This is a genomic window from Mesorhizobium album (assembly GCF_033977205.1).
Classification (GTDB): domain Bacteria; phylum Pseudomonadota; class Alphaproteobacteria; order Rhizobiales; family Rhizobiaceae; genus Mesorhizobium; species Mesorhizobium album.
This window is the reverse complement of sequence record NZ_JAVIIW010000020.1, coordinates 85,694-105,113: the sequence shown is the minus strand read 5'-3', so window position 1 is coordinate 105,113 and position 19,420 is coordinate 85,694. Positions and strand designations below refer to the sequence as shown.

18 protein-coding genes and 1 pseudogene are annotated in these 19,420 nt (G+C 65.1%); 8 read left to right on the top strand and 11 right to left on the bottom strand.

Features of this window, described 5'->3' with window-relative positions:
- Positions 1 to 63: 63 nt before the first annotated feature.
- Both RFN28_RS18035 and RFN28_RS18030 read right to left on the bottom strand, forming a co-directional pair.
- Positions 64 to 438 (bottom strand): GtrA family protein, encoded by a 375-nt coding sequence (locus tag RFN28_RS18035; protein WP_320288657.1) that lies wholly within the window; start codon positions 436 to 438, stop codon positions 64 to 66.
- Complete coding sequence (locus tag RFN28_RS18030) at positions 438 to 1,448, bottom strand: glycosyltransferase (protein ID WP_320288656.1); 1,011 nt, start codon at positions 1,446 to 1,448, stop codon at positions 438 to 440. The genes RFN28_RS18035 and RFN28_RS18030 overlap by 1 nt, the downstream gene beginning before the upstream one ends.
- 134 nt (positions 1,449 to 1,582) lie before the next feature.
- Here RFN28_RS18030 and RFN28_RS18025 point away from each other — a divergent pair, with 134 nt between their 5' ends.
- The 7 genes from RFN28_RS18025 (at position 1,583) to RFN28_RS17995 (ending at position 9,602) form a co-directional block, all read left to right on the top strand.
- Positions 1,583 to 3,376 carry a GtrA family protein gene (locus tag RFN28_RS18025; protein WP_320288654.1) on the top strand — a complete coding sequence of 598 codons (1,794 nt, stop codon included), beginning with the start codon at positions 1,583 to 1,585 and terminating at the stop codon, positions 3,374 to 3,376.
- A gap of 227 nt (positions 3,377 to 3,603) precedes the next feature.
- A complete protein-coding gene (locus RFN28_RS18020; protein ID WP_320288678.1) occupies positions 3,604 to 4,953 on the top strand; it encodes a putative bifunctional diguanylate cyclase/phosphodiesterase in 1,350 nt (449 codons plus the stop codon).
- A gap of 288 nt (positions 4,954 to 5,241) precedes the next feature.
- On the top strand, positions 5,242 to 6,009 hold the full coding sequence (locus RFN28_RS18015) for an SDR family NAD(P)-dependent oxidoreductase (protein WP_320288676.1): 768 nt from the start codon (positions 5,242 to 5,244) through the stop codon (positions 6,007 to 6,009).
- Positions 6,006 to 6,938, top strand: a complete 933-nt coding sequence (locus RFN28_RS18010; protein ID WP_320288653.1) for a 2-dehydro-3-deoxygalactonokinase — start codon at positions 6,006 to 6,008, stop codon at positions 6,936 to 6,938. Before RFN28_RS18015 ends, RFN28_RS18010 begins: the two co-directional genes overlap by 4 nt.
- Complete coding sequence (locus tag RFN28_RS18005; RefSeq protein ID WP_320288652.1) at positions 6,939 to 7,577, top strand: 2-dehydro-3-deoxy-6-phosphogalactonate aldolase; 639 nt, start codon at positions 6,939 to 6,941, stop codon at positions 7,575 to 7,577.
- A complete protein-coding gene (locus RFN28_RS18000; RefSeq protein WP_430678301.1) occupies positions 7,577 to 8,449 on the top strand; it encodes an SMP-30/gluconolactonase/LRE family protein in 873 nt (290 codons plus the stop codon). Before RFN28_RS18005 ends, RFN28_RS18000 begins: the two co-directional genes overlap by 1 nt.
- A gap of 94 nt (positions 8,450 to 8,543) precedes the next feature.
- Positions 8,544 to 9,602: a D-alanine--D-alanine ligase family protein gene (locus RFN28_RS17995; protein ID WP_320288649.1), complete on the top strand. Its 1,059-nt coding sequence runs from the start codon at positions 8,544 to 8,546 to the stop codon at positions 9,600 to 9,602.
- Between the two features lie 294 nt (positions 9,603 to 9,896).
- Here RFN28_RS17995 and RFN28_RS17990 read toward each other — a convergent pair whose 3' ends face one another.
- From RFN28_RS17990 to dnaK, 6 genes are all read right to left on the bottom strand, one after another.
- Positions 9,897 to 10,184 (bottom strand): DUF1330 domain-containing protein, encoded by a 288-nt coding sequence (locus RFN28_RS17990; protein ID WP_320288648.1) that lies wholly within the window; start codon positions 10,182 to 10,184, stop codon positions 9,897 to 9,899.
- A 36-nt stretch (positions 10,185 to 10,220) separates the two neighbouring features.
- Entirely contained in the window at positions 10,221 to 10,922 is a 702-nt protein-coding gene (pyrF, locus tag RFN28_RS17985; RefSeq protein WP_320288646.1) for an orotidine-5'-phosphate decarboxylase, read from the bottom strand.
- Positions 10,922 to 11,518 carry an NADPH-dependent FMN reductase gene (locus RFN28_RS17980; RefSeq protein ID WP_320288645.1) on the bottom strand — a complete coding sequence of 199 codons (597 nt, stop codon included), beginning with the start codon at positions 11,516 to 11,518 and terminating at the stop codon, positions 10,922 to 10,924. The genes pyrF and RFN28_RS17980 overlap by 1 nt, the downstream gene beginning before the upstream one ends.
- A 58-nt stretch (positions 11,519 to 11,576) precedes the next feature.
- On the bottom strand, positions 11,577 to 12,182 hold the full coding sequence (gene pmtA / locus RFN28_RS17975) for a phospholipid N-methyltransferase PmtA (protein ID WP_320288644.1): 606 nt from the start codon (positions 12,180 to 12,182) through the stop codon (positions 11,577 to 11,579).
- 112 nt (positions 12,183 to 12,294) lie between these two features.
- Complete coding sequence (gene dnaJ / locus RFN28_RS17970) at positions 12,295 to 13,425, bottom strand: molecular chaperone DnaJ (protein ID WP_320288643.1); 1,131 nt, start codon at positions 13,423 to 13,425, stop codon at positions 12,295 to 12,297.
- 221 nt (positions 13,426 to 13,646) lie between these two features.
- Positions 13,647 to 15,563: a molecular chaperone DnaK gene (gene dnaK / locus RFN28_RS17965; RefSeq protein ID WP_320288641.1), complete on the bottom strand. Its 1,917-nt coding sequence runs from the start codon at positions 15,561 to 15,563 to the stop codon at positions 13,647 to 13,649.
- 481 nt (positions 15,564 to 16,044) lie between these two features.
- Between dnaK and RFN28_RS17960 the strand changes: the two genes are divergently transcribed.
- Positions 16,045 to 16,665, top strand: coding sequence for a L,D-transpeptidase (locus tag RFN28_RS17960; protein WP_320288675.1), 621 nt, complete (start codon positions 16,045 to 16,047; stop codon positions 16,663 to 16,665).
- Positions 16,666 to 16,705: 40 nt separating this feature from the next.
- On the opposite strand, the gene RFN28_RS17955 is transcribed toward RFN28_RS17960, so the two are convergent.
- The 3 genes and pseudogenes from RFN28_RS17955 to RFN28_RS17945 form a co-directional block, all read right to left on the bottom strand.
- Positions 16,706 to 17,500, bottom strand: a complete 795-nt coding sequence (locus RFN28_RS17955) for an inositol monophosphatase family protein (protein ID WP_320288640.1) — start codon at positions 17,498 to 17,500, stop codon at positions 16,706 to 16,708.
- Positions 17,501 to 17,572: 72 nt separating this feature from the next.
- A pseudogene (locus RFN28_RS17950) lies at positions 17,573 to 18,570 on the bottom strand (LLM class flavin-dependent oxidoreductase).
- A 3-nt stretch (positions 18,571 to 18,573) separates the two neighbouring features.
- A complete protein-coding gene (locus tag RFN28_RS17945; protein ID WP_320288639.1) occupies positions 18,574 to 19,410 on the bottom strand; it encodes an arylamine N-acetyltransferase family protein in 837 nt (278 codons plus the stop codon).
- Positions 19,411 to 19,420 lie beyond the last annotated feature (10 nt).

Here is a 19,420-nt window from a genome sequence, read left to right as displayed (position 1 = left end):
TCTCCGGCACAATCTCTGTCGCCGATATAAGGATCTCGAAGGCTTCTGCCAATTGGCCAGAGATTACCGGTCGAAGACCAGCCGCGAATAGCCGAGGAACGACAGCGCCATGGCGACGATCGAGGCAAAAGCAAGTGCTGCCAGGGGAGGCAGCGTTGGCAGCGCGAACAGGGTGGCGCAGTAGACCAGATAGTTGACGACGCTTGTGGCGATGCCCACGCCGCCATAGCGCGCGCCCTCCTGCGCGAGGCCCCGACTCGACGGCGAGAAGGTGAGATGCCGGTTGATCTGCCAGGTGACGCAGAGCGCGAAGCCGATCGACAGCACGCGTGCCGCCAGCGGTCCGAGCGGCGTGGCGGAAAGCAGCAGCCAAAGTGCCGCCGCATCGGCGACGAAGCCGATGCCGCCTGCAAGGACGAAGCGGGTAAGCCGGCCCATCAGGCCGCCCGCGGGGCCTTGCCCGGTTCGCGCTTCGGGGGCGTCGTCTCTCTTGCACTTGCGCGGCGCTCGATGCGGCCGGACGGGATCGAAAGATAGAAGATGCGCTTCTGCTCGGCGCGGCCCCGCGATACCGAGTCGAGGATCAGTCCGGTCACGGCCGAAAGCATCGACAGGAGCAGCAGGCCGACCGACAGCACCCAGGTCGGCATGCGGGGCACCAGCCCGGTCTCGGCGAACTCGATCAGCACCGGGATCATCAGCCCGATGCTGGCCGCCAGGAAGAACAGCGCGAAGGTGCCGAAGAAGCGCAGCGGCTGCGTCTCCTTCATCAGCATGGCGAACATCCACAGAATCCTGGCGCCGTCGCGAAAGGTCGAGAGCTTCGACGACGAGCCTTCGGGGCGGCGGCCGTAGTCGAGCGCCATCTCGCTCACCGGCAGCTTCAGCTGCGAGGCATGAACCGACATTTCGGTCTCGATCTCGAAGCCGCCGGAAACCGCCGGAAAGCTCTTGACGAAGCGCCGCGAAAAGACCCGGTAGCCGGAAAAGATATCGGTGAAATCGGCGCCGAACAGGCCCTTGTAGAGCCGGTTGAAGATGCGATTGCCGAGAGCGTGGCCGTGGCGGCCGGCATCGTCGGTCACGCCGCGCCTGGTGCCCACCACCATGTCGGAGCGCTCGGTCAGCAGGATGTTGATCAGCTGCGGCGCATCCTCCGGCGCATAGGTGCCGTCGCCGTCGGCCATCACATAGATGTCGGCGTCGATGTCGGCGAACATGCGGCGCACGACATTGCCCTTGCCCTGGCGCGGCTCGCGCACCACGGTGGCGCCGGCGGCGCGGGCCTTCAGCGCCGTGAGATCCCTGGAATTGTTGTCGTAGACATAGACCGCCGCCGAAGGCAGGGTTTCGCGGAAGCGCCGCACGACCTCGCCGATCGTCAGCTCCTCATTGTAGCAGGGCAGCAGCACGGCAATCGCCGGCTCGTTGCGAACTTCGTGCGGCATGTCTGTCTCCGGTGCCCGGCCCAAGCCTCCGGCCGCGCCAATGCCGGCCCCAATGCTGGCGTCTCCGGGCCGCTTTACTATTTATTGAAGCCGTTAAGGCTAGGTTTAAGCCTCAACCTCCAAAGGCCTCGACGATGCGCACTACCAAGGACGGCGCCGCCACCTGGAAGTCCGATCTCATGTTGGCGCTGCTTGCCGCCTTGATCGGGCTTGCGCTCAACGCGGCGACCGGCTTTCGCGGGCTGTCCGATGCCGGCGGCGACAATGACAGCCTGCTGCAATTGGTTGAGGTTCGCGACCTGATCGGCGGCCAGGGCTGGTTCGATCTGCATCAGTACAGGATGGGTCTTGAGGGCGGCTTCGCGATGCACTGGTCGCGGCTCCTCGACGCGCCGCTAGCCCTCGGCATCCTGGCGATGTCGCCCCTCACCGGCAGCATGCCGCTGGCCGAGCAGATCATGCAGGTGGCGTGGCCGGCGCTGCTCTTCTGGCTCACGCTGTTCTTCACCATGCGCGCGGCGCGCGCCTTCGGCGGCGCCGTCGCCGTGGTTCCAGCGGTGGTGATCGGCGCCGCCGCCTATCAGTTTGTCGGCATCTATTCGCCGGGTTCACTCGACCATCACAATGTCCAGCTAATGCTGACCATGGCGAGCCTCAGCCTGCTGCTTGAGGCGCCTGCTAGCAGATGGGCTGCACTCCCGTCCGGCATTTGCGCGGCGCTGACGCTGGCCATCGGCATGGAGAGCGCGCCTTACGCCGGCATGATAGGCGCGCTGGCCGCCCTGCTGTTCCTGGTCGACAGAGCCGCGGAAAGACAGATCGCCAGGGATTTCGGCCTCGGCTTTGCCGGCCTCTCGGCCGTCGCCTTCGTGACGACCGTCCCGATGTCTGCCTGGGGCGAGGCGCAATGCGACGCGTTCTCGGTCGTTCAATTCGCCGTCGCAGCGCTGGCCGGCACCGGACTAGCGGCTATTGCCTCGATCGATGCCGCGAGCCGCACGCGCCAAGGTCGCCTGCTATCGCTGGGCGTGCTTGCCGTCGCCTTGGGTGCGGTGGTTATCGGGCTGTTCCCGCAGTGCCTTACGGCGCCCTATGCCAATCTCGATCCGCGCCTCAAGGAGCTTTGGCTCGATCACATCAACGAAGCGCAGTCGCTGTTCTCGCTGCTTGTTCATGAGCAGGCGCGCATAGCGGCCCGCTATGCCACGCCGTTCGTGGCCATCGTTCTGATGGCGCTGCGGCTGGGTCGCGGCGACTGGCGCCGGCAGGACACGCTTGTCGGCGCGCTGCTTGCGATGTCCTTCGTCGTCGGCGTGTGGGAGGTGCGGGGGTCCACATTTTCGATCGCCTTTGCCATAATCCCGCTCTCCGCCTGGATCGCGAAATGGCGCGCACGGGCCGAGGCCGGTTCTTCCTTCGGCATGGCGCTGCGGCTGGCCGCCGTCTGGCTGGTCTCGGTCAATCCGGTCTGGACCGGCGCGGCCGCCGCGATGTCGGTCGTATTCGAGAAAACCGTGCCCGCTGCCGGTGACGCCGACAAGGCCTGCCAGAAAAAACCCACCTTCGCGCCGCTCGCTGGCCTGCCCGGCACCACCGTGCTTGCGGTTTCCAATCTCGGGTCGCCGATCCTGGCCTATACGGGACATCGCGTGCTCGCCGGCCCGTACCATCGCAACGTCGCCGGCAATCTCCTGGCGCTGGACGCCTTCCTCGGCTCGGTTGAAGACGCGCGGCGGATCGTGGAAGCGCATGGCATTGGCCTGGTGGCGGTCTGCGCGGGCGACTTCGAGAACGCCTTTCTGGCCAAAAAGGCGCCGCAAGGCTTTCTCGCCGGCCTGCTGCGCGGCAACGTGCCGGACTGGCTCGAGCCAATCCAGGAGAGCAAGGGCAGCCCGCTCGAGCTCTACCGCGTCAGGCAAGCCGGCTAAGAGCAATTCCAGGAAAAGTGCGTAGCGGTTTTCCGTCCGGAATTGCGGCAGGGAAACAGAGCAATTCCAGGAAAAGTGCGCAGTGGTTTTCCGTCCGGAATTGCGCAAGAGGGATTCGAAGCCCGACCTTTTTTGGGGGACATTCGGAAAATCGATTTTCTCGATACTTTTCCTAAACGCTTTGCTGCCAGTCTGAAGAGAAATACCGCCGTCAGAACAGGGACATGATGCAAACGACGTTTGGCACCGGGCAGCCAGGCAGGGAAAGCACGGATCTGGCCTTCACCGATCCGCTGACTGGACTTGGCAACCATCGTCGCTTCTTCGACAAGGTCGATCGTCTGATCAGCGACCGCGCCGACGATCCCGCGCCCTTCACGGTCGGCATCCTCGACCTCGACGGCTTCAAGCCGATCAACGACCTGTTCGGTCACAAGGCCGGCGACGACATCCTGATCCAGGTGGCGATGCGGCTGCGCGCCTCGATGGACGGCTATTCCACCGTCTGCCGCATCGGCGCCGATGAGTTCGCCTACCTCTATCCGATGGTGTTCAGCGAGGAGCAGGCGGCCGAGAAGTCGCGCATGCTGATCGAGATCCTGTCGGCACCCTATGATGTCGGCGAGCGCACCGCGAGATTGTCGGCCTCGGTCGGCTGTTCGCTGTTCTATTCCGGCGACGAGACCACCGAGATCCTGATCAACAAGGCCGAGACCGCGCTCTACCACGCCAAGCGTTCGGGCCGCGGCCGCGTCGTCGTCTACACCCGCGAGATGGAGGAGGCTGCCAAGCGTGTCACCCGCATCGAGCAGGCGCTGCGCCGAGCCGTTTCCGCCGGCGAGGTCGAGCCGCATTTCCAGCCGATCGTCGACTTGAACACGCGCCGCACCATCGGCTTCGAGACGCTGGCCCGCTGGTCCGACCGCGATCTCGGCATGGTGCCGCCGAGCGTCTTCATTCCGATCGCCGAGGAGCGCGGCATCATCGGTCCGCTGTCGCAGCTCGTGCTGCGCAAGGCGACCGAGGCGGCGCGCAGCTGGCCGAAAGACCTGCTCCTTTCCTTCAACCTGTCGCCATCGCAGCTCGTCGACCAGAACACCGGCCTGCACATACTGGCCATCCTCGACCGCACCGGCTTCGATCCGCACCGGCTGGAGATCGAGATCACCGAAACCGGCCTGATGACCGATCCGGCATCGGCCGAAAAGATCGTCGAGGACCTCCGCCGCGTCGGCATTCGCGTCTCGCTCGACGATTTCGGCACCGGCCAGTCCTCGCTCGGACGCCTGCGCGAATTTCATTTCGACAAGCTGAAGATCGACCGCGCCTTTGTCTCCTCCATCCTCGACGACCGGCCGTCGGAGCACATCATCCGCGCCATCCTCGCCATGTGCGAAGGGCTCGGCATGGATGTGGTGGCCGAAGGCATCGAAGAGGAGGCGCAGGCCGACCGCCTCGTCCAGTTCGGCTGCGCCGGCGGCCAGGGCTACCTGTTCGGCAAGCCGGCCGACGCCGACGCCACGCTTGGCTATCTGCGTGATTCCTATCGCGGTGCCCTGCACGCCAAGGCGATCTGACTACCCCACCCCTAACCCTTGCCCCACAAGGGGGAGCAATCGCATATGGCGGCGCCGGCTCCCTCATCCGGCCGCTTCGCGGCCACCTTCTCCCCGTTGGGGAGAAGAGACTGGCGCCGACGCTGGCAATCTCCTCTCCTCTCGGGGAGAGGTCAGCCGAGCGAAGCGGAGGCTGGATGAGGGGGAGCGCCTCATTTGTCGGACATAAGCCGCAAAAAACCGCCTTTTCGCCCTTGCCCCCGGGACCGGCGTGGCTAGGATGCGCGCCGGCCAAAGGGAGAAAAGATGATGATGCCATCGGCGCGTTTCGCCGACCTCGACGGCGCCTCGGTGCTGATCACCGGCGGCGGTTCCGGCATAGGCGCGGCGCTGACCGAGGGCTTCATGCGGCAGGGCGCGAAGGTCGCCTTCATCGACATTGCCAACAAGCCCAGCACGGCGCTTTCCGATCGCTTGGAAAAGGAGCTCGGCCGCCGCCCGCTCTACCTCAAGACCGACCTGCGCGACGTCGAGGCGCTGCGCGCCGCGGTGGCCAAGGCGGCAAAAGCGCATGGCGATGTCACAGTGCTCGTCAACAACGCGGCGCTTGATGACCGCCATGAGGTGAAGGACGTCACGGTCGAGTTCTGGGACAACAACCTTGCCATCAACCTGCGGCCGCATTTCTTCACCGCCCAGGCGGTGGCGCCGGGCATGAAGCGCGCCGGCGGCGGCTCGATCATCAACTTCACCTCGACGTCCTATCTCATCAACCATCCGGACATGCCGGCCTACACCGCCGCCAAGGCCGGCATACTCGGCCTCACCAAGGGCCTTGCCGGCAAGCTCGGCGCCGACGGCATCCGCGTCAACGCGATCGCGCCGGGCTGGGTGATCACAGAGCGCCAACGGGAGCGGTGGGTCACCGAAGAGACGCTCGCAGCCCATGTCGCCAAGCAATGCATCAAGCAAGTCATGCAGCCCGACGACATCGTCGGCACGGTGCTGTTCCTGGCTTCCGACGCCTCGCGCATGCTGACGGCGCAGATGCTGATCGTCGACGGAGGGGTCCTGTGAGCGGCGCGCCCGCGGTCGCCGCCCTCGACTGGGGCACGACCAGGCTGCGCGCCTGGCTCATCGACAGCGAGGGCCACGTGCTTGCCGAGCGGCGCGGCGACGACGGACTGATCACCGCGCGTGAAAAAGGTTTTGCCAGGGTGCTGGAAGGCCACCTCGCCGCCATGGGCGCGACGGAGGCCTTGCCAGTCATCATCTGCGGCATGGCGGGTTCCCGCCAGGGCTGGATCGAAGCGCCCTATGTCACGGTGCCGGCGCCGATCGGCGCGATCCTTGCCGGTGCGGCCCGAATCGAGGACGAGCGCCGCGACATCCGCATCGTTCCCGGCCTCGCCCAGCGTCTCGTCGACGCGCCGGACGTCATGCGCGGCGAGGAAACGCAGCTCGCCGGCGCCGGTTTGCCGGCAAAGGGCCGCCATCTCGTCTGCATGCCTGGCACGCATTCGAAATGGGTCGTCGTCGAGGACGGCGCGGTCGTCGGCTTCGGCACCTGGCCGACCGGCGAATTGTTTTCGGTGCTTTCCGCCCATTCGATCCTGAAGCATTCGCTGGGCGAGCATCCGGCGCCGGTCGCCGCGGACAGCCCGTTCTTCCGTCAGTGGTGCGAGCGGGCGTTGGGCGAGGGCGGCGACGTCACCTCGAAACTGTTCGCGATCCGCGCCGCTGGGCTGCTGCAGGATTTGAAATCCGACGAGGCGGCGGCCTGCCTGTCCGGGCTCCTGATCGGCGGCGAGATCGCTTCGGCGAAACGCCGTTACGGGGTCAGCGAAGCGCCTGTGGTGCTGATCGCCTCCGGCGCGCTGGCTTCGCTTTACGGCGCCGCCCTGGGCTTCGCCGGCCTTGCCTTCAGGATCGTCGATGCGGATGAAGCGGTGCGCGCCGGCCTGGTCGAGGCCGCGCGCGAGAACGGCATGATCGGAGGCGCTTGAATGATCGAGACCGCACCTTTCCCCAAGCTCAAGCGTGGCCTCGTCGCCATCCTGCGCGGACTGAAACCCGGCGAAGCGGTGGCGATCGGCCGGGCGGTGTTCGATGCCGGCATCGAGGCGATCGAGGTGCCGCTCAACTCGCCGGAGCCGTTCGCCTCCATCGCCAGCATCGTCCGCGCGCTTCCGAAAAGCGCGCTGATCGGCGCGGGCACGGTGCTGACGGCGGCCGATGTCGATGCCTTGCACAAGGCAGGCGGCCAGCTGCTGGTCAGCCCCAACATCGATGCCGAGGTCATGGGCCGCGCCATGCATTACGGCATGGTGACGATGCCGGGCGTCTTCACGCCCACGGAAGCCTTCCAGGCGATCAGGCTCGGCGCGTCGGCGCTGAAATTCTTTCCGGCGAGCGTGCTCGGCGCCGGCGGCATAGCCGCGGTCCGCGCCGTGCTGCCGGCAACCACGCTGATCGGCGCCGTCGGCGGCGTCTCCGACAAGGATTTTGCCGGCTACAAGGCGGTCGGCGTCAGCGTCTTCGGCCTGGGGTCGAGTCTTTATAAGCCGGGCGCCAGCGTCGAGGACGTGGCTGAACGCGCCCGCGCCGCGGTCGCCGCCTGGGATGAAGCCTTCGGAGGGGTATGATGGACAGCGTTTCGGTCTTCAGCGATCACATCTGCCAGTTGGGCGAGGGGCCAAGCTACGATCCCGGCACCGACACCCTGTTCTGGTTCGACATCGTCAACGGCAAGCTTCTGGAAAAGCCGCTCGCCGGCGCGCTGAAGGTCCATGACCTCGGCCTGATGGCCAGCGCCATTGCCGTCATCGACGACGACCGCCAGCTGATCGCCACCGAGATCGGCCTGCAGGTCCGTGACGTCAAGACCGGCAAGCTGACGCTGCACACGCCGATCGAGGCCGACAATCCCTTGACCCGCTCCAACGATTCCCGCGTCCATCCCTGCGGCGCCTTCTGGGTCGGCACGATGGGCAAGGACGAGGTGAAAGGCGCCGGCGCGATCTACTGGTTCTTCAAGGGCGAGCTTCGCCGGCTGTTCTCCGACATCACCGTCTCCAACTCGATCTGCTTTTCCGAGGATGGGGCGATCGCCTATTACACCGACACCGCGACCGGCCTTCTGATGCGCGTCGCCTGCGATCCGGCGACTGGCTTACCTATTGGCGAGCCGAAAGAATTCGTCGATCATCGCTCGCAAAAAGGCTATGTCGACGGCTCCGTCGTCGACCGTGATGGCGTGCTGTGGAACGCGGTCTGGGGCGGCAGTGCAGTGAAGGCCTATTCGCCCGACGGCACGTTGCTGCGCGAGGTCCCGATGCCGGTGACGCAACCCTCATGTCCCGCCTTCGTCGGCCAGAAGGCCGACCGCATCGCGGTGACATCGGCCTGGAAGGGCAAGGACGAGAAGCAGCGCAAGCTCGATCCGCAAGCCGGCATGACCTTCCTGCTCGACATTCCGGTCAAGGGCCGCTTCGAACCGCGCGTGCTGATCGCCTGAGCGGCTTGCGGATTGTCGCCCAGCCTGGTCGGTTTCCCGCAAGCCGATTGTAGCGGCCATGCGATGGTAGCGCCTGATTTTGCTGGGAGCTTCCATGCAGCGGAACAAGTCGACGCTGATCCTTGTCCATGAACCGGAGAAGGCCTGTTTCGATCGGCTCGTGGCCGATGGCTATCCGACGCAACGCGCCACCGAGATCTCGTCCTATCTGGCGCAGTCGACAGATCTTGCGCCCGAGTTCGGCCAGCTCGCCGCCGCTTGCGAAAAACGCGGCTTGGTCTTCATGGCCGTCGAGCTCGACGATGCGGCGACCGTGCTGGCGAAGGCCAATTCGGAGACGACACTGGTCTGGACGCTGACTGACGGCATCGCCTATTTCCGTGGCGGCGCCTCGCCGGCGCTGGCGCGGCTGAATGGGCTGCGGACGATCGGCGCCGACGATTCGCTGTTCGCGCTCTGCCAGGACAAGTTCCGCTCCGGCGCCGTGCTCGGCGCACTCGGCCTGCCGGTGCCGCCGGCCGGCCTGGCGCGGGACGGGACGTGGCTGGTCGAGCCGCCAGCCTCGCCCGCCGGCTGGTTCGTCAAGCCGAACCGACTGGGCGCCAAGATCGGCATCTGGCCGGATTCGCGCGTGGCCGATCTTGGCCATGCGCTGGAGCTTAGCCGGCGTGTCTTTGCCCATTACCGCGACGATGTCGTCGTCCAGCCCTATGTCGCTGGCCGCAATGTGCGCGCGAGCTTTCTTGGGCTGAAGCCGCAGACCGGCGTCGAGGCGCTCGGCATCGTCTTCGTGGAATCCGGCGGCGACTTCCAGACCATGGCCGACAGCCTGGCGCTCTATGGCGATACCGGCCAGGCCGCCAGGGACGCCGGGGCCTATGCCGAGCCGGAGCTTCAGCCCGTCGCCGCCAGCCAGCCGGCCGCCGACCGGGCGATCCGCGCCCTGGCGCAAAGGCTGATCGCCGGGCTTGGCCTGAGAGACGTCTTCTCCGTCGACCTCAGGGTCGAGCCCGACGACACGATCCATCTCATCGAGTTCGAGGTCTGCCCCGGCCTGCCTTGCTTCGATTTCCGCGACTATTGCCGCAAGCAGTGGGGCATGAGCCTCGCCGACGCGATGGCGGAGACGGCGGCGAACCGCCTGAGGTCGTGATCTTCGCGATTGGGCGAAAACGCCCATCTTTTCGTCCTTGGGCGTAGCAAGGAGCGCGGCGACGCAGCGCAGACCCAAGGATCCATGCCGTGACTCCGAAGTATTGCGACGATGCAGAATTCTGCTCCGCTGCACCCTTCGATCGAGGTTACGGCATGGATTCCAGGGTCTCCGCGACGGAGCTTCGCTCCTGCTTCGCCCTGGAATGACGAAGCGCAAGAAGGGCTTCGGCCAATCTCCAGCGTGTCACCACACCGGCATTGTCGGACCTGCCAAGGCCCCTGCGCCCAGGGCCTACACGCCCTCAACCAGCACGATCTCGCCGTCGGCAACCTTCTGGCGGATGGCGACGGCGCGTTGATATTCCGGCGAGTGGTAGCAGTCATGCGCTGCGGCAAGCGATTCGAACTCGATGATCACGTTGCGCGCGCGGCCGGGCCCTTCGGCCTTCTCATGCTCGCCGCCGCGCGCCAGGAATTTCACGCCGAAACGATCGAAGGCGAGCTTGGCGGCGGCGACATAGTCCTTGTAGCCTTCCGGGTCGCGCACATCGACGCGGGCAATCCAGTATCCCTTTGGCATTCCTGTCTCCCTGTTTCTTTCGTCAGCGGACCGCGCTTATGCCGAGCACATTTCGGCCAGGATCGCTTCGGCCGCCGCCCGCCGGTCCGCAGCCTTGACGATCGGCCGGCCGACGACGAGGTGGCTGGAGCCGTTGCGAATGGCTTGCGCCGGCGTCACGACGCGCTTCTGGTCGCCATGGTCGCTGCCCGCCGGCCGTATGCCCGGCGTCACCACCGCCATGTCGGGCCCGACGATCCGCCGCACCGCTTCAGCCTCCTCGGCCGAGCAGACGATGCCGCCCATGCCTGCATGCAGCGCCTGTTCGGAGCGTCGCAGCACCAGCGTGTGCGGATCATACTCATAGCCGGCATCGATCATGTCCTGCTCGTCCATCGAGGTCAGCACGGTCACCGCGAGCAGGCAGAGATCGCTGCCTTTGGCCGCGTCGACCGCCGCCTTCATGGTCTTGGGATAGGCATGCAGCGTCAGCATCGAGACCCCCATCCTGACGATGTTCTCGACTCCCTTGGCCACCGTGTTGTCGATGTCGAGCAGCTTCATGTCGAGGAAGACCTTGGTACCGCCGCTCACGAGCTCGCGCGCGAAATCGAGCCCGCCGGCGAAGGCGAGCTGGTAGCCGATCTTGTAGAAGGAGACGGTGCCTTCGAGCTCGCACACCGCCTTCTCCGCTTCCGTGAGCGTCGGCACGTCGAGGCCGACGATCAGCCTGTCGCGCATGGTCTCGACCGGATGCATCAGGCCTCGATCCGCACGGACAGCATGCGCGAGGTTTCGATCAGTGTACGGCATAGGCGCTCCATCGATTGGTGCAGTCTGGGGTCGCGGAATTGTCCGTCCTCGGCGAAGGCCTCATTGGCGCTGGAAACCGAACATTCCGGGGTGATGACGTCCATCTGGCAGCGCACCAGCACCGCGCGCAGATGGTTGATGCAGCGTATGCCGGCGAACTTGCCCTCGGAGGAGGAGCAGAGCGCGACGGCCTTGCCGTAGAGCGGCCTGAACGAGCGGGTGCCATCGCGTCGCAACCGGCTCACCCAGTCGATCGAATTCTTCAACAGCGGCGGGATCGAGCCGTTATATTCGGGCGTCGCGATCAGAAGCCCGTCATGAGCGGCGATCTGCTGGCCGAGCTTCATGGCGTTCTCGGGGATGCCTTGTTCCTTTTCGAGGTCTTCGTCCATGATCGGCAGCGGATAGTCGCCGAGCGAGATGCGCGTCACTTCCGCGCCTTGCATGGCGAGTTCCTTTTGCGCCACATCCGCCGTCCTGCCGCTGTAGGCGCCGGTGCGGATCGAGCCTGCGAAGACGAGGATTCTTGGGACTACTGCCATCGGCCACCTGTCGAACGAGGTATAGGCTGAATGGCGATCGATTCCCAAGCGCTTTCGATCAACGTCCCCCGCGCCGGTAGATCCACAGCTGCGTCGGCGGGATGTTGCGGATGATGAAGTCGAAATGCTTGACCGTATAGTTGCCGCGGCCGGGCGGGATCGGAGACAGCGGGCCATAGGTCAGCTGCACGATCGGCCGGCCGGCCGGGATGCGGTCGAGCAGGTTTTCAATGTAGGCGATGCGCTGGGCGACCGGGAAATTGAGCAGGGGCACGCCGGAGACGACGGAATCGAACACCATGTCGCGCTTGTCGCCGAGCGTGGCGTCGAGATTGAAGGCGTCGCCCTCGATGACGTTGACGCGTGGATAGAGCCGCCGCAGATGGCGCACGAAGTCGGTCGAGTATTCGATCGCGTAGAGGTTTTCCGGCTTTACGCCCTGGGCCAGGATGGCGCGGGTGATGACGCCGGTGCCCGGTCCGACCTCAAGCACCGGCAGGCCCGATTTCGGGTTGACGATCGAGGCCATCTTGCGGGCGGTGATGGAGCTGGTGGGAACGATCGAGCCGACCGCTTTTGGCTTGTCGATCCAGCCCTTGAAGAACTTCAGCTCGTCGTCGAATTTCTCCGCCAGCGCTTTGCGCAACCCGGGACCACGTGCCATGCGAGCTCTCCTCAACGCTCCCCACCCGCTACTTATCAGCTAGGTGGAACAAGGCAAGGCGTCAACCTGGCATAAGATGTTGATGACGCTCGGCAATGTTGCCGGATAAGGATCAGTGCTCGCCAAAGGACTCGAAAAAGTCCTTCATGCGGGCGAAGAAGCCGCTGGACTGGGGCGAATTGTCCTTCGAGGAGAGCTGCTCGAACTCCTCCAGGAGCTCGCGCTGGCGCCGCGACAGGTTCTGCGGCGTCTCGACCGCCGTCTGGATGTAGAGGTCGCCGACATTGGGCTGCCGCAGCACCGGCATGCCTTTGCCCTTCAGTCGGAACTGGCGGCCGTTCTGGGTGCCTTCCGGCACCTTCACCTTGGTCTGCGTGCCGTCGAGCGTCGTCACCTCGAACGAGCCGCCAAGCGCGGCGGTCGTCATCGAGATCGGCACCTTGCAATAGAGGTCGGCGCCGTCGCGCTGGAAGAATTCATGCGGCTTGACCGCGAGGAAGATGTAGAGATCGCCGGACGGGCCGCCGCGCAGACCGGCCTCGCCCTCATTGGCAAGCCGGATGCGGGTTCCGTCCTCGATGCCGGCCGGGATGTTGACCGACAGCGAACGCTCCTCGGTGACGCGGCCCTGGCCGGCGCATTTCGGGCAGGGGTCCTTGATCGTCTGGCCACGTCCCTGGCATTGCGGACAGGTGCGCTCGATCGAGAAGAAGCCTTGCGTGGCGCGCACCTTGCCGTGGCCGTGGCACATGGCGCAGGTCACCGGCTGCGTGCCGGGCTTGGCGCCGGTCCCTGAGCATTCCGAACAGGAAATCGAGGCCGGCACGCGGATCTGCGCCGTCTTGCCGGAGAATGCCTCTTCGAGCGTGATCTCCATGTTATAGCGCAGGTCCGCGCCGCGCTCGCGGCCACCCGACGAGCGGCGCTGGCGGCCGCCCATCATGTCGCCGAAAATGTCTTCGAAGATGTCGGCGAAACCGCCGGCGCCGAAGCCGTGCCCAGCGCCGTTCATGCCGCCCTGCTCGAAGGCGGCGTGGCCGAAACGGTCATAGGCCGCGCGCTTCTGCGGGTCCTTCAGCGTCTCGTAGGCTTCGTTGATTTCCTTGAACTTGTGCTCGCAGGCATGATCGCCGGGGTTGCGGTCGGGATGGAACTGCATGGCGAGCTTGCGGAAAGCGCTCTTGAGCTCCTTGTCGTCTGCACCTTTGTGCACGCCCAGCGTTTCGTAGAAATCAGCTTTCATTTTTTCCCGCGGTCCGGATGCTCAATGTCTTCAAGCATTGTTGGCGTCGTTTGCCGGCACGTTGTTCGATTTAGGAGCGATGGTGCCCGGATGCTAGTGCCGAGCCGGGTTCACCGGTGTTTTTACGTCGCTTTTTAGGCCAGACCGGCACTTTTTCAGCGAAGGTTGCAAAAAAGCCCGGCCTTGCGCCGGGCTTTTCGCATTATTTGCCGTCAGACGGCTCAGGCCGACTTCTTCTTGTCGTCGTTCTCGTCGATTTCCTCGAAATCGGCGTCGACCACGTCCGAGTCCTTGGCGGCGTCCGCCTTGGCGTCGGCTTCGGCCGCTTCCTTCTGCGAGGCCTCGTACATGGCCTGGCCAAGCTTCATCGAAGCTTCGGCGAGCGATTGCGACTTGGCCTCGATGTCGGCCACGTTGTCGCCCTCGGCGGCAGCCTTCAGCGCGCTGATGGCGTCGGCGATCGCGGTGCGGTCGGCCTCCGAGACCTTGTCGCCATAGTCCTTCAGCGACTTCTCGGACGAATGCACCAGGGATTCGGCCTGGTTGCGGGCCTCGACGAGAGCGCGGCGCTTCTTGTCGGCCTCGGCGTTGGCCTCGGCGTCCTTCACCATCTTCTCGATGTCGGCGTCGGACAGACCGCCGGACGCCTGGATACGGATCTGGTGCTCCTTGCCGGTGCCCTTGTCCTTGGCCGAGACGTTGACGATGCCGTTGGCGTCGATGTCGAAGGTGACCTCGATCTGCGGCACGCCGCGCGGAGCCGGCGGAATGCCGACCAGGTCGAACTGGCCGAGCAGCTTGTTGTCGGCCGCCATCTCGCGCTCGCCCTGGAAGACGCGGATGGTCACCGCCGACTGCGAATCCTCGGCCGTCGAGAACACCTGACTCTTCTTGGTCGGGATCGTGGTGTTGCGCTCGATCAGCCGGGTGAACACGCCGCCAAGCGTCTCGATGCCGAGCGACAGCGGCGTCACGTCGAGGAGCAGAACGTCCTTGACGTCGCCCTGCAGCACGCCGGCCTGGATGGCGGCGCCGAGCGCGACCACCTCATCCGGGTTGACGCCCTTGTGCGGCTCCTTGCCGAAGAACTGCTTCACGATCTCCTGGATCTTGGGCATGCGGGTCATGCCGCCGACCAGCACCACCTCGTCGATCTCGCCCGCCTTCAGGCCGGCATCCTTGAGCGCCGCCTTGCAGGGATCGATCGTGCGCTGCACGAGATCCTCGACCAGGCTCTCGAACTTCGCCCGGGTGAGCTTCATCGTCAGGTGCTTCGGCCCGGTGGCGTCGGCGGTGATGAAGGGCAGGTTGATCTCGGTCTGCGTCGTCGACGACAGCTCGATCTTGGCCTTTTCGGCCGCTTCCTTCAGGCGCTGCAGCGCGAGCTTGTCGGCCTTGAGGTCGATGCCCTGCTCCTTCTTGAACTCGGACGCCAGATACTCGACCAGGCGCATGTCGAAGTCCTCGCCGCCGAGGAAGGTATCGCCGTTGGTCGACTTCACCTCGAAGACGCCGTCGCCGATCTCGAGCACCGAAATGTCGAACGTGCCGCCGCCCAGGTCATAGACGGCGATGGTCTTGCCTTCCTTCTTGTCGAGGCCATAGGCAAGCGCTGCAGCCGTCGGCTCGTTGATGATGCGCAGCACTTCGAGGCCGGCGATCTTGCCGGCGTCCTTGGTCGCCTGGCGCTGGGCGTCGTTGAAATAGGCCGGAACGGTGATGACCGCCTTCTCGACCTTCTCGCCGAGATAAGCTTCCGCCGTCTCCTTCATCTTCTGCAGGATCATGGCCGAGATCTGGCTGGGCGACAGCTTCTTGCCGCCGGCCTCGACCCAGGCATCGCCGTTGTCGCCCTTGACGATCTTGTAGGGGACAAGCTTCTTGTCCTTTTCCGTCACCGGATCCTCATAGCGGCGGCCGATCAGGCGCTTGACCGCGAAGATCGTGTTTTCCGGATTGGTCACCGCCTGGCGCTTGGCCGGCTGGCCGATGAGGCGCTCGCCGTCGCTGCCGATGGCGACGATGGAAGGGGTCGTACGCGCGCCTTCCGCATTCTCGATGACCTTTGAATCCTTGCCGTCCATGATGGCGACGCACGAATTGGTGGTTCCGAGGTCGATACCGATTACTTTTGCCATTGTTCTAGTCTCTCCGCTGAGCAGGCTCTCAGGACCCTGACAAGGCGTTCCGACGAAAGCCCCTGTTCACAAGAAATTCCGCCACGGTCCCCTGTTTTTCAAGGCCGGACGGTTGGCGCGTATATAAGAACAGGCGGCACGGGGCGCAAGCATCCTGCGCACGGTGGCTGAAGTCCGTCAGGGGTTGGGGAAACAGACCGGCCAGTGATCAGCCGGGGTCGAACCGGATTTGCCCTATCTCACTGTCCGGGCAGGATTTTTCCCGAACGGAACATCGTCGTCATGCGTCGGTCGCATGGCAGGCGGGGGAAGCTTTGCCCTGGGGGCGTGACTTTGCGTCGCGAATAAGCCTGAAAACATCTTTGCCGCCATGTGCCGGCAATCAGCCGGCGGAGAAGATCGAAAGCTTGGCAAGCGAGGCATGCGGGATTACGAATAAGGCAGAATGCGGCAGATCGCCGGCACGGTGCCGGCTTGGGCCATGCGCGCGAAATCGATCCTGATCGTGGTATTTGCCGGAATGGTCGCATTCTCCGGCTGCACCGCCGGCGGCGCATTGCAGAGTTCTCCTTTAGCCTATGGCGGGCTCACCGACGCCGGTTTCCGCATCCCGCCGGTTCCGATCTACAAGGTCGACCAGAAATTCCACCGGCAGACAGTGCCCTATGCGACCGACGAGGCGCCCGGCACCATCATTGTCGATACAGGAGCGAAATTCCTCTACTACGTGCTGGGAGACGGTCAGGCGCTGCGCTACGGCATCGGCGTCGGCAAGGCAGGCTTCGAGTGGCATGGCACCGCGCACGTCGCGAGGAAGCGCGAATGGCCGGATTGGAGCGCGCCGTCCCAGATGATCGTGCGCGAGCGCAACCGAGGCCACATCATACCGGCCCATATGGAAGGCGGACTCATGAACCCGCTCGGCGCGCGGGCGCTTTATCTCTTCAACGACAAGGGTGACACCGGATATCGCCTGCACGGCAGCCCCGAATGGTGGTCGATCGGCAAGGCCGTGTCGGCGGGTTGCATCCGCCTCATGAACCAGGACATCATCGATCTCTACGACCGCGCCCCAATCGGCACCAAGGTGATCGTCATATAGATACCGCGTTGCCGTCTTCCCGCGGCCGCGCCAATGCCGACTAGTTTCGGAACGCCTCCGTGCAAAGCGCGCCCAGCTTCGGGAAGATGTTGCTTCCGCCGGCGATCACTTGGGTCCCTTGGCTAATAACGGTCTTGGGGTCCGGCTTAAGCACCGTGCCGCCCGCCTCTTCGACCAGGAGCATGCCGGCCAGGCAGTCCCAGGCGTTCATGTGCTCCTCGACATAGCCGAGCAGCCGTCCGGCCGCGGCATAGGCGAGCATCAAGGCGCCGGAAGCATTTCTGAAGAAGACGCCGCCTTCGGCCATGATCATGCTGATCAGCACCGCGACATGTTCCGTGGCGGCCCGGTTCGAAAGTCCGGTTCCGACGGAGCCTTCGGAAAGCGCTTTGGCGCCGCTCGCCTTGATCGGCCGGCCGTTGACGAAGGCCCCGCCGCCAAGGCGACCGTGAAAAGTCTCGCCGGACGAGGCCTCGTGGATGACGCCGACGACCGTCTCGCCGTCCCTGGCGCAGGCAATGACGACGCACCAGGCGGGAATGCCGCGCACGAAATTGGCGGTGCCGTCGATCGGGTCGATCACCCAGACATAGCCAGTCCTGCCGGCCGTCGGCGCATGCTCCTCGCCGACAATGCCGTCTTGCGGATAGGCCTCGGCGATCGCCGCGCGGACGAAAAGCTCCACCTCGCGGTCGGCATCCGAGACAAGATCCTGATGGCCCTTGCTCTCGATGGTCAGGTTTTCGAGATCGCGGAAATATTTGAGCCCAAGCTCGCCGGCGCGCCGCGCGAGATCGATGGCGAAATGCATGCGCTGGTCGAGGTCATCTGTCACGGGAACGCTCGCGCTTGAGGAGAGACGACCGCCCTTAGCAGGCGAGCATGTCAGGCAAAAGTCGCCGAGCGGTCATGCGGCTTGCGACATCGATCCGTGCACGTCCGCCAGGATCTCGAAGGAGCGCACCCGCGCCGCATGGTCGAACATCTGCGCCGTCACCATCAGCTCGTCGGCGCCGGTACGGCGCACGAAGGCGTCGATGCCCTGGCGGACCGTCTCCGGCGATCCGACGACGGCGCAGGACAGCGCCTGGGAGAGCATGGTCTTGGCGACGGGATCGAGGTCGCGGTCATAGTGTTCGACCGGCGGCGGCAGTTGCCCGGGCCGGCCGCTACGCAGATTGACGAAAGCCTGCTGGAGCGAGGTGAACAAGAGCTTCGCTTCGGCGTCGGTGGGCGCGGCAAAGACATTGAGCCCGAGCATCACATAGGGCTTGTCGAGCTGGGCCGATGGCTGGAAGCGGGTGCGATAGACCTCCAGCGCGTGATCCAGCTCGGCCGGCGCGAAATGCGAGGCGAAGGCATATGGCAGGCCAAGCAGTGCGGCGAGCTGCGCGCCGTAGAGGCTGGAGCCCAGGATCCAGACCGGCACGTCCTGGCCTTCGCCCGGCACCGCGCGGATGCGCTGCCCGTCCTCGGCCGGCTGGAAATAGCCCATCAGCTCGACCACGTCCTGAGGGAAGTTGTCGCTGGCCTCCAGGTTGCGGCGCAGCGCCCGCGCCGTCAGCATGTCGGTGCCCGGCGCGCGGCCGAGGCCGAGGTCGATGCGGCCCGGAAAAGTGCTGCCAGCGTGCCGAACTGCTCGGCGATCACCAGCGGCGCATGGTTGGGCAGCATGATGCCGCCGGCGCCGACGCGGATCGTTTTAGTGCCGCCAGCCACATGGGCGATGACAACGGAAGTCGCGGCGCTCGCGATGCCCGGCATGTTGTGGTGCTCGGCGAGCCAGTAGCGCTTGTAGCCCAGCCGCTCGGCATGGCGGGCAAGGTCGAGCGAATTGGCAAGCGACTGCGAGGCATTGCTGCCTTGGGTGATCGGCGACAGGTCGAGAACCGAAAGGGCCGTCATTGATCAGGTCTCCACGATGGTCTTCTGCCGCAGCCTCGCCTCGAAGGCGGCGCGGTCGGGAATGATGATGGCAAGCTGGTTCTCCAGCACGTCGGCGAGCTCGGCCGCCGTAGCGATCTCCCGCTGCTCGCTGCGGCCGCCAAGATGATGGATCGACAGCCGGTTGTTGCGCAGCCCGTAGCGCCGGTCGGGCAGGGCGCGCGCGGCGACCAGGGTCGACAGGAAATGCGAGCTCGGATGCGTCGACAGAAAATGGCTGCTCACCTGATAGTCGACCTCGTAGGCCCGCTGCATGTCGAAGCGGTAGAGCGTGCGCCAATCGCCACCGATATTGGCGCCACCGATATTGGCCTGCAGGCGAAAATGATCGGCGCTTTCGACGATGCGGAACGTCTCGTGCGGCGTCTGCTGTTCCAGGCCCGGCTCCAAAAGCAGCGGCGCCGTCAGCGTCAGGCCACCGAAACCGACATCGGCGATGTAGGTCTTGCCGTCGAAATCGACCCGCAGCAGCATGTGACTGCGCGCCGTGACGGCGTCGTCCGACTGGCCCCACAGCACGCGGGCGGCGAGACCGCTGACGGCAAACCCCAGCGCCTCAAGCGCATGCATGAAGATCAGATTGTGCTCGAAGCAGTAGCCGCCGCGGCCGTGTTTGAAGACCTTGTTCTGCAGCGAAGCCGGATCGAGGCCGACCGAAACACCCATCAATGGATCGATGTTCTCGAACGGGATTGCCTGCGGGTGGGCCAAATGCAGCGACCGCAGCGTGGCAAGCGAGCTATCGGTCGGCCCGCTATAGCCGATGCGGGCGAAATAGGCATCGAGATTGAAGTCGCTCATCAACAGAGGG

Excerpts from the sequence above, each read along its gene's own strand:
- RFN28_RS18035 (WP_320288657.1), bottom strand. The coding sequence starts at position 438 with ATGGGCCGGCTTACCCGCTTCGTCCTTGCAGGCGGCATCGGCTTCGTC.
- RFN28_RS18030 (WP_320288656.1), bottom strand. The coding sequence starts at position 1,448 with ATGCCGCACGAAGTTCGCAACGAGCCGGCGATTGCCGTGCTGCTGCCC.
- RFN28_RS18025 (WP_320288654.1), top strand. The coding sequence starts at position 1,583 with ATGCGCACTACCAAGGACGGCGCCGCCACCTGGAAGTCCGATCTCATG.
- RFN28_RS18020 (WP_320288678.1), top strand. The coding sequence starts at position 3,604 with ATGCAAACGACGTTTGGCACCGGGCAGCCAGGCAGGGAAAGCACGGAT.
- RFN28_RS18015 (WP_320288676.1), top strand. The coding sequence starts at position 5,242 with ATGATGCCATCGGCGCGTTTCGCCGACCTCGACGGCGCCTCGGTGCTG.
- RFN28_RS18005 (WP_320288652.1), top strand. The coding sequence starts at position 6,939 with ATGATCGAGACCGCACCTTTCCCCAAGCTCAAGCGTGGCCTCGTCGCC.
- RFN28_RS18000 (WP_430678301.1), top strand. The coding sequence starts at position 7,577 with ATGGACAGCGTTTCGGTCTTCAGCGATCACATCTGCCAGTTGGGCGAG.
- RFN28_RS17995 (WP_320288649.1), top strand. The coding sequence starts at position 8,544 with ATGCAGCGGAACAAGTCGACGCTGATCCTTGTCCATGAACCGGAGAAG.
- RFN28_RS17990 (WP_320288648.1), bottom strand. The coding sequence starts at position 10,184 with ATGCCAAAGGGATACTGGATTGCCCGCGTCGATGTGCGCGACCCGGAA.
- pyrF (WP_320288646.1), bottom strand. The coding sequence starts at position 10,922 with ATGCATCCGGTCGAGACCATGCGCGACAGGCTGATCGTCGGCCTCGAC.
- RFN28_RS17980 (WP_320288645.1), bottom strand. The coding sequence starts at position 11,518 with ATGGCAGTAGTCCCAAGAATCCTCGTCTTCGCAGGCTCGATCCGCACC.
- pmtA (WP_320288644.1), bottom strand. The coding sequence starts at position 12,182 with ATGGCACGTGGTCCCGGGTTGCGCAAAGCGCTGGCGGAGAAATTCGAC.
- dnaJ (WP_320288643.1), bottom strand. The coding sequence starts at position 13,425 with ATGAAAGCTGATTTCTACGAAACGCTGGGCGTGCACAAAGGTGCAGAC.
- dnaK (WP_320288641.1), bottom strand. The coding sequence starts at position 15,563 with ATGGCAAAAGTAATCGGTATCGACCTCGGAACCACCAATTCGTGCGTC.
- RFN28_RS17960 (WP_320288675.1), top strand. The coding sequence starts at position 16,045 with ATGCGCGCGAAATCGATCCTGATCGTGGTATTTGCCGGAATGGTCGCA.
- RFN28_RS17945 (WP_320288639.1), bottom strand. The coding sequence starts at position 19,410 with ATGAGCGACTTCAATCTCGATGCCTATTTCGCCCGCATCGGCTATAGC.